Source organism: Hyphomicrobiales bacterium (genome assembly GCA_002869065.1).
Taxonomy (GTDB): Bacteria; Pseudomonadota; Alphaproteobacteria; order Rhizobiales; family Rhodobiaceae; genus Rhodobium.
Map to the genome: position 1 here is coordinate 306,274 of PKTR01000001.1, position 15,664 is coordinate 321,937.

The window sequence follows — 15,664 nt, forward strand, 5'->3', positions numbered from 1 at the left end:
CCGTCCGCAGGACATCGGCCGCCGGTATCGAGGAGCGCAGGGACCATGACGCTTGCAAGCATGACCGGCTTTGCCCGCACCGAAGGCAGCCACGGCACCACCCGCTGGGCGTGGGAACTGCGCTCGGTCAATGGCAAGGGCCTTGATCTGCGCATTCGGCTTGCCAACGGCTTCGAACGGCTCGAACCGCAATTGCGCGAAATGGTGCGCAAGATGTTCGCGCGCGGGTCTGTCTCCGCGAACCTCACCGTCACCACCGACCGCCCGGCCCAAATGCCGCGCATCAACGAGGAAGCCTGTCTGGCGCTCTATGAGCAGGCGAGCAAGCTGGCGGAACGGGCGGGAAGTCCGGCGCCGGAATTCTCGACGATCCTCGGCCTGAAAGGCGTCGTCGACTTCGCCGACAGCGAGGACGAAGCCGACCGCGAAGTGCTTGAGGCCGCGATGGCGGCTGATTTCGTGCGCTGCCTCGAAAGCCTGCGCGATGCCCGTTTCAGCGAAGGCAAGGCGGTCTCCGATGTCATCCATGGCCATATCGACACCATTGCCCGCCTGACCGACGAGGCCGAAAACAACCCGGCCCGCAGCGCCGAGGCGATCCGCGCGCGCCTGGCCGATCTGCTGGAGACGATCACCTCGGCCAATGCCGACATCGATCCGCAGCGTTTGCATCAGGAAGCCGCGATGCTGGCAACCAAAGCCGACATCCGCGAGGAACTCGACCGGCTGCACGCCCATGTCGAGGCCGCCCGCGCGCTGCTCGCCGGTGGCGGCCCGGTCGGCCGCAAGCTCGATTTCCTTGCCCAGGAATTCAACCGCGAAACCAATACGCTGTGCTCGAAATCGAACGACGTGACGCTGACGCGAACCGGGCTCGACCTGAAGGCGGTCGTCGATCAGATGCGCGAGCAGATCCAGAATCTGGAATAGGAGAGGGGCCATGGCCGGCGAAGGGACCATTGCACGGCGCGGCGTGATGCTGGTGCTGTCGTCGCCGTCGGGCGCCGGCAAGTCGACCATCGCACGCACCCTGCTGCAGCAGGAAAGCAAGCGCATGGAACTCTCTGTGTCGGTCACGACGCGCGAGAAGCGTCCGAGCGAGATCGATGGCGTTCACTACCACTTCATCACCCGCAAGGCCTTCGAGGCGCTGCGCGACCGCGATGAACTGCTTGAATGGGCCGAAGTGCACGGCAATTACTACGGCACCCCGCGCGAGCCGGTCGAGGCGGCGCTCGAAGCCGGCCGCGATGTCCTCTTCGACATCGACTGGCAGGGAACGCTGCAGCTCTACGACACCGCGCGCGAGGACATCGTCTCGATCTTTATCCTGCCGCCGTCGATGGACGAGTTGGAGTCCCGACTGGTGCGCCGCGCCGAAGACAGCGCCGAGACGATTGCCAAGCGGCTTGCCAATGCGCGCACCGAGATCGCGCACTGGAACGAATACGACTTCGTTCTCGTCAATGACGAGCTGGAAAAGGCCTATTCCGAGGTCAACGCAATCCTTACCGCCGCGCGCCTTGAGCGCGGCCGGGCCTCCGGCATGGCCGGCTTCGTCGCCACCCTGCTGGAAGGCGGCGACGCTTAATAAGCTGAGTTTCCGACGGTTTACGGCGTCAGCACGATCCGCCCGGTCACCTTGCCGGCGCGCAGATCGTCGAGGCTCTGATTGGCTTCCGATAGCGGACGAAGATCGACCGGGATCGAGTCCACCTTGCCTTCGCGGACCATGTCGAGCATGCGCTTTGCCTGATCGAGCGTGCCGACATAGGTGCCCTCGACCGCGATGCCGCGCAGCGGAAACATCGGGATCGGCAGTGAGAACGCGCCGCCCATCAGCCCGACGACGACGACCTTGCCGCTCTTGCGCAGAACGCTTTGCGCGAAATTGAGCGAGCCTTCCGCGCCGACGAAATCGATCGCGCCGAATACACCGCCGCCAGTCTCCTTCATGAAGGTGCGGCGAATGCCCTGTTCCGACGGATCGAAGGCGGCAGCAGCGCCCGCGGCAAGCGCCGCCTCGCGCTTTGCCGGATCGATATCGGCGACATAGGGCGCGATCCCGAACATCGCCTTGGCAAAGGCGAGGCCCATCATGCCGACACCGCCAAGTCCGACGATCAGAATGGGTCCGCGCTTGCCAAGATTGCCGAGCCGTTCCAGCGCGCCAAAGGCGGTCAGGCCCGAGCACATGTAACTGCCGGCAAGCTCGCGGGGGACGCCGGTGCAGTCGACGAGGTAGCGCGGATGCGGCACCATCACATGGGTGGCGTAGCCGCCATCGACCTGAATGCCGATCTGGCGCGGCCGCTCGCACAGATGTTCCTCGCCATATTCGCAGTTCGGGCAGGTTCCGCAGCCGATCCACGGATAGACGACGCAATGCTCGCCGACGGTGACGCCGCTCGCATCCGGCCCGCAGGCTTCCACCGTTCCCTCGATTTCATGGCCAAGCGTGAACGGCAGTTCGCGCCCGTCCTTCACGTCGAGCTGTTTGCCGCCGCCGAGCTCGAAATGCCCTTCGTGCAGGTGAAGGTCGGAATGGCAGACGCCGCAATGGGCCACCTTGACCAGAACCTCGGACCCCTGCGGCACCGGCAGCGGAACGTTCGTTTCCTCAAGCGGTGCGCCATAGGCGGTGATCGACTGGCGTTTCATGGAAGCCCCCTGGAAAATTGTTGATTGTTTGAGTGCGGACTATGCCGGCTTGCCCCGCTGTTCCGCAAGGCCTTGGGCGAGCGCAATGAAGCCCGATATCGGCACCGTCTCCGCGCGTTGCTGCGGATCGAGACCGGCAGACGCGATCAGTGTTTCGGTGTCGGCCTTGAGCGCCTTCAGGCTTGAGCGCAGCATCTTGCGACGCTGCCCGAAAGCAGCACCGGTGACCTCTTCCAGAAGCGCGCAAGGAACCGGTTCGGGGTCGGGCTTGGGCACCACATGGACGATGCTCGAGACGACCTTCGGCGGCGGCGTGAAGGCCTGCGGCGGCACATCGAACAGGATACGCGCGTTCGCCCGCCAGCCGGTGATGACGGCGAGCCGGCCATAGGCCTTGTCGCCCGGCGCGGCAACGATGCGTTCGGCGACCTCGCGTTGGAACATCAGCGTTGCCGATGACCACCATGCCGGCCACGGTTCGGCCTGCAGCCAGCCGATCAGAAGCGGCGTGGCGACGTTGTAGGGCAAATTGGCGATGATGGCGGCCCGCTCGCCGCCAAGCGCCGCCGGCCAGTCGACCTCCAGCGCGTCGCCCTCGATGACGTCAAGCCGACCGGGATAATGCGCTGCGATTTCGGCGAGCGCCGCCATGCAGCGCCGGTCGCGCTCGACCGCGATCAGCCTCTTGGCGCCTGCCGCCAGAATGGCGCGCGTCAGACCGCCGGGACCGGGGCCGACCTCGACCACGATCGTGTCGCTGAGATCGCCGGCCGAGCGGGCGATACGCGAGGTCAGATTGAGATCGAGCAGGAAGTTCTGGCCGAGAGACTTGCGCGCCGACAGCTCATGCGCGCGGATTACCTCGCGCAGCGGCGGCAAATCGTCGATCTGCGCCATCAGGCTGTCTCCGAAGTGCGATGCGCGGCATCGGCCATGTCACCCGCCATCTTCATGGCGGCGATCAGGCTCGTCGGACGGGCAAGACCCTTGCCGGCGACATCGAGCGCCGTGCCGTGGTCGGGTGAGGTGCGCACGAATGGTAGACCGAGCGTGACGTTGACCGTCTCGTCGAAGGCGAGCGTCTTGACCGGTATCAGCGCCTGGTCGTGGTACATGCCGAGCACCACGTCGAAGCGGCTGCGCGCCTCGGCATGGAACAGCGTGTCGGCGGGCAGGGGGCCGGATGCATCGATGCCCTGCGTCTGCAACTGCTCGGCAGCCGGACGGATGATCGCGTCGTCTTCAAGGCCGAGCGAGCCGCCTTCGCCCGCATGCGGGTTGAGGCCGGCAAGTGCCAGGCGCGGGTTCGCAATGCCGAACCGGCTAACCAGATCGTCGGCGACGATACGTGCCGTCTCGACGATAAGGTCGGTCGTCAGCGCCGAGGGGACATCCTTCAGCGGAATATGGACCGTGACCGGCACCGTGCGCAGCTCCGGTCCGGCAAGCATCATCACCGGCCGGTTTCGGCCCGCACCAAACTGCTCGGCCAGTGCGCCGAGAAACTCCGTGTGCCCGGGATGTCGAAAGCCGGCGTCGTAGAGCGATTTCTTCTGGATCGGATTGGTGACGATCGCGGCCGCTTTTCCGGCATGAATATCGGCCACCGAGCGTTCGATGGAGTGCAGCACCGCCGGGGCATTGGCCGGATCCGGCTTTCCCGCGGTGACGGATACCGGATCGTCCAGTGCGATCACCGGCAGTGCCTGCCAGAATGTGTCGAAAGCCTCCTCGGCAGTGACCTTGGCGATCGGCACCTGATGGCCGAGCTGGCTCGCGAGCGCGGCAAAGAGCGCCGGGTCGCCATGAACGTAAAAGGGGGGAACGTCCCCCGACTCACGCATCAGCCACGCCGCGAGCGTGATCTCGGGCCCGATGCCGGCGGGTTCGCCAAGCGTGACCGCGAGCGGAAGTGCTGGCCGCCGTGCGCTCACGGCTCCTACCGGTACTGGACGTTGGCGTTGCGTCGCAGTTCGTTGATGAAGCGCCGCGAAAGCCGCTCGCCTTCTTCTTCCTGCAGCTTGTCTTTCATCAGGCTCAGCGCGGCGGCGTTGCTTTCCAGAACGCGCTTTTCGCAAACGGCCAGCATTTCATAGCCGATCTCGGTCTTGCGCGCGTCGGTCAAGCGGCCTTCCTCGACATCTTCGAGGCGCTTGCGGTTTTCCTCGTTGAGGTCGGCCTGCGTGCGGATGCCGATCTTCTTGACGACGACCTCATGCATGCCGCGGGCCTTCTCCAGATCGGCGGAACAGGACGAAAACGAGCGCTGCAGTTGCTTGGCGGCGCGAAGCTGTGCGGCGTCGGTGCCGCGCTTCGCCTTCCTCGAGACGACGAAGATGATCTGGTAAATGTTGTATTCGGTGGTTTCGTATTTCGGGACGTCTTCCTCGCCGTTCTTCTCGCGCAGAGCGGCGATGACGTCCTGCTCCTCGATCTTCACCGAGGCCTGGAAGCGCATCCGCACCACCTGGCGCCAAGCCATCTGCGCCAGCAAGCGCCGCTTCAGCTCTTCCGGGTCGACGCCCGAACGGCGCAAGATCGAAGCAAGCTGAGACGGCGACATCTTGGTGCGCCTGGCGATCGTCCCGAATGCGTCATCGACTTGCTCTTTGGAGACGCCGATGCCGAGCCGCTTGGCTTCCTGCAGGCGCAATTTGTCGTCAACCAGCTCCTGACGGGCAACGCGGGTTGCCGAACCGCCGAGCTTGCGGTCGATGAGGCGCAAGAGCCGGGCGCGGTTGGCGACCTCATAGCTGGTGATCACGTCGTTGTTGACGACGACTTCGATCTTCGTTGCTGCAAACGCCTGCTCCCCCGATCCCGGAAAAGTGGCGCCCACGGTGAGAGCCGCTGTGGCAAGGCTGGCGGAAAAAAGCGCGGTACGGATCTTCAAGGGTACTCCTCCGGTCCGGCGAAACGTCTTGGTTGTTGCCGATTTTGCATAGGAAATTGGCAATTTGAAGGGCAACCCCAATTCCCGTCATGTTCAAAGTTGGCCGGATGCATTTACACGAACACGCGTGTTTCGTGATCCGGAAACGATCAATTGAGTGTATCGGTGGTCAACTGGGTGTCGCCCAGCGTGCGCAGTCCAAGCCGGAAGAAGACCGTGCGATCGGTCGGGTCGCCGTCGAACCGGCTGCGGTCTTCCGAGAAGGAAAGCGACATCGAGAAGCATTCGTCATCATAGCCGATGCCGAGGCCGTCGCTGACCATCGCGCCATTGCGGATGTCGTAGCGGATGGCGCCGAAGACGCGCCAGGAATCCGACAGTTTGGTGTTGAGCGCGGACTGAACTTCCTCGCGGTCGGTCGGGATGCCGAGATCAGGCTGAGCCTTCAGATAGGCATAGGTGAACGAGCCGAGGAACGGTCCGCGTGCCGTGACCGCCTGGGCTTCAACACGGTTGGTCTCGAAGTCCACATTGTCGAAGCGCGCGCGGGCGCCGAGCTGCAGACCGCGATTGGTGTCCATGTACAGCCGGGCGACATAGTCGGAGTGGTTATCCTCCAGGCCCGAATTGGCCGTGGCGTTGAGGATATCCGGCGTCGCGAACGAGTTGCGGCCGGCAAGATGGAACGACTGGCCGATCAGGGCCGAAATGAAGCCGCCATCGCGTCCCTGAACCTTGTACTGGAAGCCGACATTGGCGCGGGTGCCGCCTTCCGTCCGGTCGAAGCCGGAGAACTTGTCGGTCTCGAACAGGGTGGTGTCGTCGAAGATGAGGCTTTGCGCGTCCTCGTTCGGCAGCTTGCCGATCGAGGTCTCGTCGGGCCGGGTCACGACCTGCGCGATCGGTTCGAACACCTGGCTGCCCCAGCTGTGGCTGGAGATGAACGGATAGCGGTATTCGAGGCCGACAGCCGGCATGACGCGCCCGTAGACGCCGTCTTCGGCAAACGGCTCGACATTCGGATTGATCGCCGAAACGTTGGCGGTGTGGTTGATGACGCCGTTGCCGACCGAGGACAGGAAGAACGCATCCGCCTGCACCGAGGCGAACGGCGTGAAGACCTGCCCGAGCGGATCGATGAACTGACGCCGCCATTGGGTATCGACCGTGGCGCGCGTGAACGTGCCCTCGACGCCACGGAAACGCGTCAGCGTCGTGCCGTTCTGGTTGATGCCGAAGGCGTCCGTCTCGGTGCGGGTCAGGCTCGTCAGGTTGAAATCCAGCGACAGCTCGCCGCCGGCGACCGGATTGCCGAACACCATCGAATAGTCGAGTACGGGATGGACGATCGGCTGCTTGTCCTGCAGGTCGGTCCACTGCGGCGAGAAGGCGGCGGCAGGGGCGATGCCGCTGCCCTGGCCGGTTCCTTCTTCCTGGAACACGTCGAAGCGGTAGGCGCGCAGATCGAAGAAATTGCGGTCGCCGAGCCCGGTCAGATAGACGGTCGAGATGACCTCGTCACCGGTGTCGCCTTCGCTCGTATAGTCCTTCAGGAAAGCGCGGTCGCTCATCACCGTCGCATCCCAGCCCCACTTCCAGCGCGGATTGAAATAGAACTCGCCGGTGGTGCGCAGGCTGCCGCGGTAGGTGCGGTTGCCGCTGGTTCCGGCAAAGGCTTCCCGGTCCGCCTGCTTCAGGCCGGCCGCGCGGATCGTGTAGGTGCCGTCGAGCAGCCGGTGGCGCCATTCGACCTGGCCAAGCAGGCCCTGCCGGCTGAGCGGGGTCGCGGTAAACGTCAGGTCCATGTTCGGCCCGAGCACCCAGTGATAGGGGATCGAGACGCCGACGCCGAGCTCGTCGGAATAGACATAGGACGGCACCAGCAGACCGGTCTTGCGTTTCACCGTCGGGTCGGGGTGCGACAGGAACGGCAGATAGGCGACGGGGACCCCCCAAAATTCGATCCGGGGGTCCTCATAATAGACCATCTTCTCGGATTCCTTGTGGATGATCTTCTTCGCCTTGATCTGCCACGTCGGCGGGCGGCTCGGATCTTCCGCGCAGGAATCGCACGCGGTGTAGATGCCCTTCTCGAAAACGGTGGTTTCGGCGTCGGTGCGGGCCGCGCTCTCCGCGGCAAAGCGGGTGCGCTCGATCGACCGTACCCGCAGCGAGCGGATAAACCCTTCGCGGAAGTCGTCCGACAGATCGACCGCCTCGGCTTCGACCACATTGCCGGTCGGCTCGACCAGGCGTGTACCGCCGGAAGCGCGCAGGCGTCCGTTGGCACGGTCAAGCGTCACCTTGTCGGCCTGCAGGGTGTAGTCGCCGTAATAGATCTGGACATTGCCGACGGCGGAAACAGCGTCGCCATCGAAGTCGTAAACCAGCTCGTCGGCCTCGACGAACATCTCCGGCGAAGCGACGTCGCCGGAGTCGACGAGCTTCTCGAGAGCACTGGTCTGGGCGTGCGCAGGCTGCGGTCCAAGGCCGGGGAAGGCCGTCGCTCCGGTCAAGACGAGAACGGCCGCGGACGCAAGCAGCATCCGGCGCAAACGCACCCAGTCTGTGACCCTAACCGCTCCGCGGGGGAGGGAGCTGGACAGCGCGTACGTCATCCGTCCTCCCTGTGGAGCAGTATGCTGAAGCCTATCAACGTGGCGACGACTCCCGGTGACCATGCAGCAACGCCCGGCGGCACGATACCCGCCCCGCCGAGGTCCTTCGCAAATTGATCAACAACATAAAGCACGAAGCCGGCGGTGATGCCACCCAGAATCATCCGTCCGGTCCCGCCAAAACGCCCGAATCCAAGGGATACCGTGGCAGCAAGCAGGACCATCGCCGCGAGTAGCAGGGGACGAGCCAGAAGCGTCTGATATTGCAGCCGATATCGGTAGGCTGGCAGACCGGCGTGAGTCGCCAGTTCGATGAACGAGGGAAGCTCCCAGATCGACACCGTATCGGGGGCCGCGAGGCTCTGGCGAATCTGCTCCGGCTTGAGGAATGTGCTGAGCAGATACGAGTTGTAGCGCACGGGGTCTGCGCGCAGTTTCTGGACAATGGCGTTCTTCATTGTCCAATGGCTCTCGGTGAGCACCGCTTCATCGGCATCGATGCGCTGATCGAAGCGTCCGTTCTGGTCGAATGTGAACACGGTAACGCCGACCAGCCGCTGTCCCTGTTCGAGCGCGACGCGAGCGTTAATGACCGATTCGCCGTCGTCGCCGTTCTGCCTGAGCCATGTATCGCCGGTGGTCTGCAGCAGCACCCGCTGTTCCTTGCCGAGCAGGATCACGCCGAGTGCGTCGGATTTCGATTTCATCCAGGCCGAGACCGGATTGTAGACACCGACCGCGAACAGGCCGAGGACGATCGCAGCCACGATGATCGGCGCTGAGAACTGCCAGACCGAGATGCCGGCCGAACGCGCGACCACGAGTTCCAGCCGGCGCGACAGCGTATGGAAGGCGGCGATGGCGCCGAACAGCGTGATGAAGGGGAGGGCCTGCTCGGTCAGGCTCGGCACCCGCATCAGCGACATCATCACTGCGCGGCCCATCGTGAACGCGTCCTTTTCCGACGCGCGTCGCACCAGTTCCAGGAAGTCGAACAGGAAGACGAGGCACGAGACGAGCACGAACAGGCCGACGACCCACTTGATGAAGCGGCCGGCGAAGTAGCGCGAGAGGGTGATGCCGATCATCGTCCCCTCCTAGGCCGCGGCGCCGTTGCCGCCGAAGCGGGAGGCGATCCAGGAAGAGATCTTCTCGACTCCGATGGAGATGACGCGGGGTGTCTCGAGCCGCCTGTCGGTGACGATCAGCCAGGTCGCGAATGCACCCGCCGACAGCGGAACCAGATAGATCAGCGGCGTCACCAGAGGCTTGGTGATGGAGATGTTGACCGCAGCGAAGCCTATGAAACGAATGCCGAAACAGCCGATCAGCGCGGCCAGAACGCCAAGCCCGCGGCTTTGCCGTGTCGTGCGGGCTTCACCGAGGAAGACGAGCACCACGAGAACGAACACGATCGGATAGAACGGCTGCATGAAGCGGTCATGCAGCTCGGAACGCAACCGGCCGAGATTGGCCTGCGCATAGCCGTCATCGGGGTCGGGATTGATCAGTTCGCTGAAGCTGCGCTCGGTCGATTTGTAGACCGGATTGGAGGCCGCCGGCATCAGGCTTGTCAGATCAAAGCCATAGGATTGGAATTCGACGATCGATATCTCGCCGCTCGGTGTACGGCGCTGGATCGTGCCTTCATGCATCAGGATCAGGGTGCGGTCGAGCGCGCGCAGAACCTCACCGCGTTCTGCGAGATAGGCGAAGCTCTCTTCCGGATTGCGCCGGTCGTCGAGCAGCAGCCCGGCCAGCGATCCGTCACCCAGCCGGTCGCGGATATGGAAGGTCAGATTGTCGTCGATCTCGATGAAGCGGCCGGGCTTGATGATGTTGGCGACGAGGTCTGCGCGGATCTGGGTCGTTTCCGCGCGCAGTGCCCGCAGGCCCGCCGGGCCGATCCAGTGGGCCAGAAGAAAGGCAACGATTCCAACGGCTACGCCGACCGCCATCAGGGGACGAAGGAGGATCGACGGGGAAGCGCCGGCGGCGTTGATGACCACCAGTTCGCTTTCGCTGTTGAGTTGGTTGAGGACGGTGACGACGGCAATCGCCAGCGCGAAGGGGGCGACTATGAGGGCCAGCGAGGGGATCGCCAGGAAGGTGATTTTGAGGAACAGGAAGACGGTCTGGCCCTTGGCGGTGACCAGGTCGAGCCGGCGCAGTGCCTGCGTCATGTAGACAACGCCGATCAGCGTGACGAGCACGACGACAAAGGACACGCCAACGCGAGCCAGGATGTAGCGTTCGATCAGGCGCAGCATGTTTCGGCGAAGGCGGTTTTCCGCCCTCTCGTCCCCAATTCCCAAGTTCCCGGAACGCCCCGACCCCTCGAGCGTGTTCGCCAACGGTTCAGCATGGTCCGCGAATGCCTAACAGCTTGCCAAGGAAGACGGTTAACGAAATCTTGCCGGCGCCGCTGTTCCGTGTAGATCGGACGGCGCCGGAGCGTTGTCAACTCGGGCCGGTGGCGTCATCGCCGACGCACACCTTGCCCTCGGCCCCGGTCCGCGCCATCTTCATGCCCTGAACTCCCATATCGTTTCCGCCGGCGTCCACTGTCGGCGCCGCACTTCACCCGAATAAACGAGCAGAAATTATGGCCACGTCTCCCTCGATCTCCTTTGTCAAACAGGGCGCCCCGAAAAAGGGTGTCGCCGTCGTCTTCGTCGATGAAAAACTCGCGCTCGGTCCTGTCGCCAAGGCGCTCGATGAAGAGGCGGGCGGCGTAATTGCGCGCGCGGCAAAGGCAGCGGCCTTCAAGGGCAAGGCCCGTTCCACCCTCGACATCGTCGCCCCGGGCGGCCTCGGTCTCGACCGGCTCATGGTCGTCGGTCTCGGCAAGCTCGACGATCTTGGCGAGCAGGACTGGTGGAACCTCGGCGGCGCGATCATGGGCAAGCTCTCGGCAGCGTCCGTATCCGAAGTGACGATCGTGCTCGAACGCCCGGACGGCGCCGAGATCGACGCCGACGACGCGGCCAATGTCGGCCTCGGCATGATGCTGCGCGCGTACAAGTTCGACACCTACAAGTCGAAGAAGAAGGACGAAGATGAGAACGGCGACGTGAAGAAGATCGCCATCGCCGTTGCCGATGCCGCCAAGGCCAAGAAAGCCTGGGCGCGCGCCGAAGCCGTCGGCGAGGGTTCGCTGCTCGCCCGCAAGCTGGTCGACGAGCCGGCCAATGTGCTCGGCCCCGACGAATTCGTAGCCGAGGCCAAGGCGCTGGAAAAGCTCGGTGTTTCGGTTGAGATCCTCGACGGGAAGAAGATGAGGAAGCTCGGCATGAACGCGCTTCTCGCGGTCGCTCAGGGCTCCGCTCGTCCGCCCTATCTGGTGATCATGAGCTGGAACGGCGGCAAGTCCGGCGACAAGCCGGTCGCGTTCGTCGGCAAGGGTGTCGTCTTCGACACCGGCGGCATCTCGATCAAGCCGGCCGCCGGCATGGAAGACATGAAGGGCGACATGGGCGGTGCCGCCGCTGTCACCGGTCTGATGAAGGCGCTTGCCGGCCGCAAGGCCAAGGTCAACGCCATCGGCATCATCGGCCTCGTTGAAAACATGCCGGACGGTCTCGCGCAGCGTCCGGGCGACATCATCGCCGCGGCGAACGGCGTCACCATCGAAGTGCTCAACACCGACGCCGAAGGCCGCCTCGTGCTCGCCGATGCGCTCTGGTACGCCGAGGAGACGTATTCGCCGAAGATGATCGTCGATCTGGCCACTCTGACCGGCGCCTGCGTCGTCGCGCTCGGCCACGAATATGCGGCCCTCTACGCCAATGACGACGATCTCGCCGGTGCGCTGTTCGCCGCAGGTACCGCGAGCGGCGAGAAGGTGTGGCGCATGCCGCTTGCCAAGGAATACGACAAGCTGATCGAGTCGAAGAACGCCGACATCAAGAACACCGGCGGCCGCTGGGCGGGCTCGATCACCGCCGCGCAGTTCCTGCAGCGCTTCGTCAAGGATACACCCTGGGCGCATCTCGATATCGCCGGCACCGCGATGGGGTCGCCGAAAACCGATATCAGCCAGGGCTGGTCGTCCGGCTTCGGTGTGCGCCTGCTCGACCGGATGGTCGCCGACACTTACGAAAAGTGATTGGCGAAAAGTGATTGGCGAGAAGTAGGCGGCGGACAAGGCGGGCAGCGTGATGACGGAGGTCCTGTTCTACCACCTCGAAAGCAAGCGTCTCGAAGAGTCGCTGCCCGAACTGCTGGAGAAATGCGTCGAACGCGGTTGGCGCACCGTGGTCCAGACAGGATCGCGGGAACGCCGCGACGCGCTCGACGCGCATCTGTGGACCTATCGCGACGACGGTTTCCTGCCGCATGGCACCGCCGCCGACGGCCACAGCGAGGCCCAGCCGCTCTTCCTCACCGACGACGGCGAAAACCCGAACAGTGCGACCGTGCGCTTTCTTGTCGACAACGCGGTGCCACCGGATCTCGCGCCCTACGACCGTGCGGTGTTCGTTTTCGACGGCCACGATGCGGACGCCGTTGCCGAGGCGCGGGTGCGCTGGAAGGAAGCCCGCGATGCAGGCTTCGCGGTGACCTATTGGCGCCAGAACGACATGGGACGATGGGAGAAGAAGGCGTGAGCGAAGCCGGTGACGACGAACTGGAACGGCGCAAGGCGCGGCAGCGGGAGATTGACGCGCTGCCGGGCTCCCATGGCGACAACATCGCCGAGCGCGCCGCCTGGTTCGAGACCGTTTATGCAAGCGCCGACCACAACACCGGCAATGTGCCGTGGGCGGACTTGAAGCCGAAGGACGTGCTGACCAACTGGCTGAAGCGCAATCCGGGTGAGGGGCGAACGGCGATCGACGTTGCCTGCGGTCTTGGCGACAACGCCGAGGCGCTCGCCGGTGCCGGCTGGAAGACGACCGCCTTCGACGTCGCGCCAAGCGCGGTGTCCTGGGCCGAGGAGCGGTTCCCGCGAAGCACCGTCGCCTACCACGCCGCCAATCTGTTCGATCCGCCGAAGGATTGGATCGGCGGCTTCGACCTCGTGCACGAATGCTACACGCTACAGTCTTTCGAGGGTGCAATGCGCGAGGAGGCTTTTGAGGCCATTGGCCGACTGGTCAAGCCGGGCGGGCGCTTGCTGGTCATTGCCCGCGCCCGCGCCGAGGATGAGCTGTTCAAGGGGCCGCCCTGGCCGTTGCTGCCGGCCGAGTTCGACCGCTTTCTCGATCTCGGCTTCCTCAAGGCGAAAAACCGCTCCTATGTCGTCCAGAAGGGCTATCGCCTGATCGCCCACCGCTTCATCGAATATCGCCGCACTGGCTGACGCTTGACGTAACGCGCTCTTTTGCAACCGGGTTTCCGCTTTCTTTAACTCCTTGATGGCATCCTGCCGCAGTCTGGGAGCCTTTCGGCTTGCCGGCATGACCGGCTGTGGCCGGCAATGAGCGGCTGGGCGCCGCGGGGACATTTCCGTTTCGGATGCCAACAGGGGCAGGGGATATGCAGGCGGCTACGGTGAAAAAGGGACTGCTGGTGCTCGTCCTGTTGGGACTGAGCGCGATTCTTGTCGGTGCGATCGCCATGCGGGTCATCGGCGAAGAGGCGGGGTCGAACTCCTACGCGCTGCTCGCAGAAGCCTTCCTCAATGGCAAACTGTCCGTCGAGCGCTGCTTCGATGGCGACTGCGCCGTTTTCAACGGCCAGACCTACATCATCTTCCCGCCAGTGCCGGCACTGCTGGTGATGCCTTTCGTTGCGCTGTGGGGCGCCGATTTCGCGCATTTCATGGTGATTTCGCTGGCGCTGTTCGTGCTGACGGGCGCGCTGTGGTGGCAGATCTTCCTGCGCATCGGCTGCGACAACGCACTGGCCGCGCTGCTCGTCGTCGCCTTCCTGTTTTCGACGCCGGTGCACCACGTCACGCTGCGCGGCGACAGCATCTGGTTCTTCGCCCAGATCGTCGCCGTCACGCTCATCACGCTGGCGATCTGGAGCGCCTTCGTCTGGCGCAGCCCGATTGCCGTCGGCCTTTTCATCGGCCTGGCGTTGCTGACTCGGCAGATGAGCATTCTCTACATGCCGTTCTTCTTCGTGCTGACGACGCCGGCCGACCGCTCGATCTTTGCCGTCGACCGTGCCGCAATCATACGGCTGCTGAAGCTGGCGCTGTTCCCGGCACTCGCGATCGCGATCTACTTCGCCTACAACTATGTCCGCTTCGGCGACATGCTGCAGACCGGCTACGCCTATATCTTCCCCGCGGAGCAGGCCACGGATCAGGACAATTTCATCGAGTTCCGCGTTCGCGAAGTCGGTCTGTTTTCAAAGGATTATCTGCTCTACAACGTGCTCTACATGTTCCTGCAGGGACCGCATGTCGAGTTCGCCGGCAAGTATCTGACGGAACTCAAAGGCCTCGATGCAGGCGGCGTCGCGCTGTTCATCGGCGCGCCGTTCCTGTTGTTCTATTTCCTTGCCAAGTGGGACCGGAATTTCCTGTTCGCTTCGCTGACGATCCTCGTCATCGCCGGCGTCACCCTGTTCTACCACTCGAACGGGTTCGCCCAGTACAGCATCCAGCGCTACACGCTCGACTGGTTGCCGCTGGCAATGCTGTTCGTAGCGGTGGCTGTCAGGAACGAGAACAAGGCCATCCTCGGCCTTCTGGTTGCGCACGGCATGGTGCTGACGATCGGCATGCAGGGCGTGGCCTTTCTGGTCAATCGCTGATTTGGCGCTGACCGGGCACGTGGCTGCGGATTTTCCTAGAGAGATCTAATCAGAACAGCGGCTTGGCGCGCGGGCGCGGCGCGTCAGGTGAGGGGGTGCCGCCATCGGTGCCGTTCGGGTCAGCCGCCGCGCCGTTCTGATCGGTCGTGCCGTTACCATCCTGGACTTCCGGCTCGATCGAGGCTTCGCCGTCGCCGGTCAGCGGCGGCACGCTGGTCTGTTCGCCAAGCTCGTCACCGGCCTTCGGCGTTCCCGTGGACCGCGAGTTCGGATCCGGCACGGTCGACGACGACTTACACTGCGTCAGCCAGATATCGTAGACGGGGTGCTCGACCGCGTGCAGGCCGGGGCTGTCGGCGAACATCCAGCCGGTGAAGATGCGGCGCACCTTGTTGTCGAGCGTGATTTCGTCGATCTCGACGAACGACGTCGTCTTTGGCGTTTCCGTCAGCGGCCGATTGTAGCAGACCCGCGGCGTGACCTGCAGCGCGCCGAACTGCACCGTCTCGTCGATATAGACGTCGAAGGTGATGATCCGCCCGGTGATCTTGTCGAGCCCGGAGAACTCCGCGACCTTGTTGGCGATTGCCTCGGCCGACGCCGGCGAAAACGACGCAAGGCCGATACCGCCGGCAAGGACGATGCCGGATGCAATTGATCGGACGGAGCGGGAAATGGCCATGGCGCTGATTTTCAAAGTCGTGCGGTGTTTCGCGAGATTCTGATGATCTAACACCCGAATATCGCGGCGAAAAGGTGTCTTTGTTGCAACGGTACGAGA

General features: G+C 63.9%; 13 protein-coding genes and 1 pseudogene. 6 read left to right on the forward strand and 8 right to left on the reverse strand.

The features are described from left to right. Nucleotides 1–45: 45 nt before the first annotated feature. On the forward strand, nt 46–930 hold the full coding sequence (locus C0606_01470) for a YicC family protein (protein PLX39233.1): 885 nt from the start codon (nt 46–48) through the stop codon (nt 928–930). Between the two features lie 46 nt (nt 931–976). Beyond that, complete coding sequence (locus C0606_01475) at nt 977–1,591, forward strand: guanylate kinase (GenBank protein PLX39647.1); 615 nt, start codon at nt 977–979, stop codon at nt 1,589–1,591. A gap of 20 nt (nt 1,592–1,611) precedes the next feature. Here C0606_01475 and C0606_01480 read toward each other — a convergent pair whose 3' ends face one another. The 7 genes from C0606_01480 to C0606_01510 form a co-directional block, all read right to left on the reverse strand. Continuing rightward, complete coding sequence (locus C0606_01480; protein PLX39234.1) at nt 1,612–2,661, reverse strand: alcohol dehydrogenase; 1,050 nt, start codon at nt 2,659–2,661, stop codon at nt 1,612–1,614. 39 nt (nt 2,662–2,700) lie between these two features. Beyond that, nucleotides 2,701–3,558, reverse strand: coding sequence for a 16S rRNA (adenine(1518)-N(6)/adenine(1519)-N(6))-dimethyltransferase (locus C0606_01485; protein ID PLX39235.1), 858 nt, complete (start codon nt 3,556–3,558; stop codon nt 2,701–2,703). Further along, nucleotides 3,558–4,595: a 4-hydroxythreonine-4-phosphate dehydrogenase PdxA gene (locus tag C0606_01490; protein PLX39236.1), complete on the reverse strand. Its 1,038-nt coding sequence runs from the start codon at nt 4,593–4,595 to the stop codon at nt 3,558–3,560. The genes C0606_01485 and C0606_01490 overlap by 1 nt, the downstream gene beginning before the upstream one ends. A gap of 5 nt (nt 4,596–4,600) precedes the next feature. Further along, the gene (locus C0606_01495) at nt 4,601–5,635 is read right to left on the reverse strand and encodes a peptidylprolyl isomerase (GenBank protein ID PLX39237.1); all 1,035 of its coding nucleotides are present in this window, start codon (nt 5,633–5,635) and stop codon (nt 4,601–4,603) included. Nucleotides 5,636–5,703: 68 nt separating this feature from the next. Continuing rightward, nucleotides 5,704–8,100 carry an LPS-assembly protein LptD gene (locus C0606_01500; protein PLX39238.1) on the reverse strand — a complete coding sequence of 799 codons (2,397 nt, stop codon included), beginning with the start codon at nt 8,098–8,100 and terminating at the stop codon, nt 5,704–5,706. 68 nt (nt 8,101–8,168) lie between these two features. Continuing rightward, nucleotides 8,169–9,260 carry an LPS export ABC transporter permease LptG gene (gene lptG / locus C0606_01505; GenBank protein PLX39239.1) on the reverse strand — a complete coding sequence of 364 codons (1,092 nt, stop codon included), beginning with the start codon at nt 9,258–9,260 and terminating at the stop codon, nt 8,169–8,171. A gap of 9 nt (nt 9,261–9,269) precedes the next feature. Then, nucleotides 9,270–10,439, reverse strand: coding sequence for an LPS export ABC transporter permease LptF (locus C0606_01510; GenBank protein PLX39648.1), 1,170 nt, complete (start codon nt 10,437–10,439; stop codon nt 9,270–9,272). A 338-nt stretch (nt 10,440–10,777) separates the two neighbouring features. On the opposite strand from C0606_01510, the gene C0606_01515 reads away from it, so the two are divergent. The 4 genes from C0606_01515 (at nt 10,778) to C0606_01530 (ending at nt 14,883) form a co-directional block, all read left to right on the forward strand. After that, the gene (locus tag C0606_01515; GenBank protein ID PLX39240.1) at nt 10,778–12,280 is read left to right on the forward strand and encodes a leucyl aminopeptidase; all 1,503 of its coding nucleotides are present in this window, start codon (nt 10,778–10,780) and stop codon (nt 12,278–12,280) included. Between the two features lie 52 nt (nt 12,281–12,332). Beyond that, on the forward strand, nt 12,333–12,782 hold the full coding sequence (locus tag C0606_01520; GenBank protein PLX39241.1) for a DNA polymerase III subunit chi: 450 nt from the start codon (nt 12,333–12,335) through the stop codon (nt 12,780–12,782). Continuing rightward, nucleotides 12,764–13,477, forward strand: a complete 714-nt coding sequence (locus C0606_01525) for a class I SAM-dependent methyltransferase (GenBank protein PLX39242.1) — start codon at nt 12,764–12,766, stop codon at nt 13,475–13,477. Before C0606_01520 ends, C0606_01525 begins: the two co-directional genes overlap by 19 nt. Before the next feature lie 176 nt (nt 13,478–13,653). Continuing rightward, nucleotides 13,654–14,883 carry a hypothetical protein gene (locus tag C0606_01530; protein ID PLX39243.1) on the forward strand — a complete coding sequence of 410 codons (1,230 nt, stop codon included), beginning with the start codon at nt 13,654–13,656 and terminating at the stop codon, nt 14,881–14,883. A 265-nt stretch (nt 14,884–15,148) separates the two neighbouring features. On the opposite strand, the pseudogene C0606_01535 reads toward C0606_01530, so the two are convergent. Then, nucleotides 15,149–15,565: pseudogene (locus tag C0606_01535) on the reverse strand (DUF2155 domain-containing protein). Nucleotides 15,566–15,664: the final 99 nt, after the last annotated feature.

Excerpts from the sequence above, each read along its gene's own strand:
- C0606_01470 (PLX39233.1), top strand. The coding sequence starts at position 46 with ATGACGCTTGCAAGCATGACCGGCTTTGCCCGCACCGAAGGCAGCCAC.
- C0606_01475 (PLX39647.1), top strand. The coding sequence starts at position 977 with ATGCTGGTGCTGTCGTCGCCGTCGGGCGCCGGCAAGTCGACCATCGCA.
- C0606_01480 (PLX39234.1), bottom strand. The coding sequence starts at position 2,661 with ATGAAACGCCAGTCGATCACCGCCTATGGCGCACCGCTTGAGGAAACG.
- C0606_01485 (PLX39235.1), bottom strand. The coding sequence starts at position 3,558 with ATGGCGCAGATCGACGATTTGCCGCCGCTGCGCGAGGTAATCCGCGCG.
- C0606_01500 (PLX39238.1), bottom strand. The coding sequence starts at position 8,100 with ATGCTGCTTGCGTCCGCGGCCGTTCTCGTCTTGACCGGAGCGACGGCC.
- lptG (PLX39239.1), bottom strand. The coding sequence starts at position 9,260 with ATGATCGGCATCACCCTCTCGCGCTACTTCGCCGGCCGCTTCATCAAG.
- C0606_01515 (PLX39240.1), top strand. The coding sequence starts at position 10,778 with ATGGCCACGTCTCCCTCGATCTCCTTTGTCAAACAGGGCGCCCCGAAA.
- C0606_01520 (PLX39241.1), top strand. The coding sequence starts at position 12,333 with ATGACGGAGGTCCTGTTCTACCACCTCGAAAGCAAGCGTCTCGAAGAG.
- C0606_01525 (PLX39242.1), top strand. The coding sequence starts at position 12,764 with ATGGGAGAAGAAGGCGTGAGCGAAGCCGGTGACGACGAACTGGAACGG.
- C0606_01530 (PLX39243.1), top strand. The coding sequence starts at position 13,654 with ATGCAGGCGGCTACGGTGAAAAAGGGACTGCTGGTGCTCGTCCTGTTG.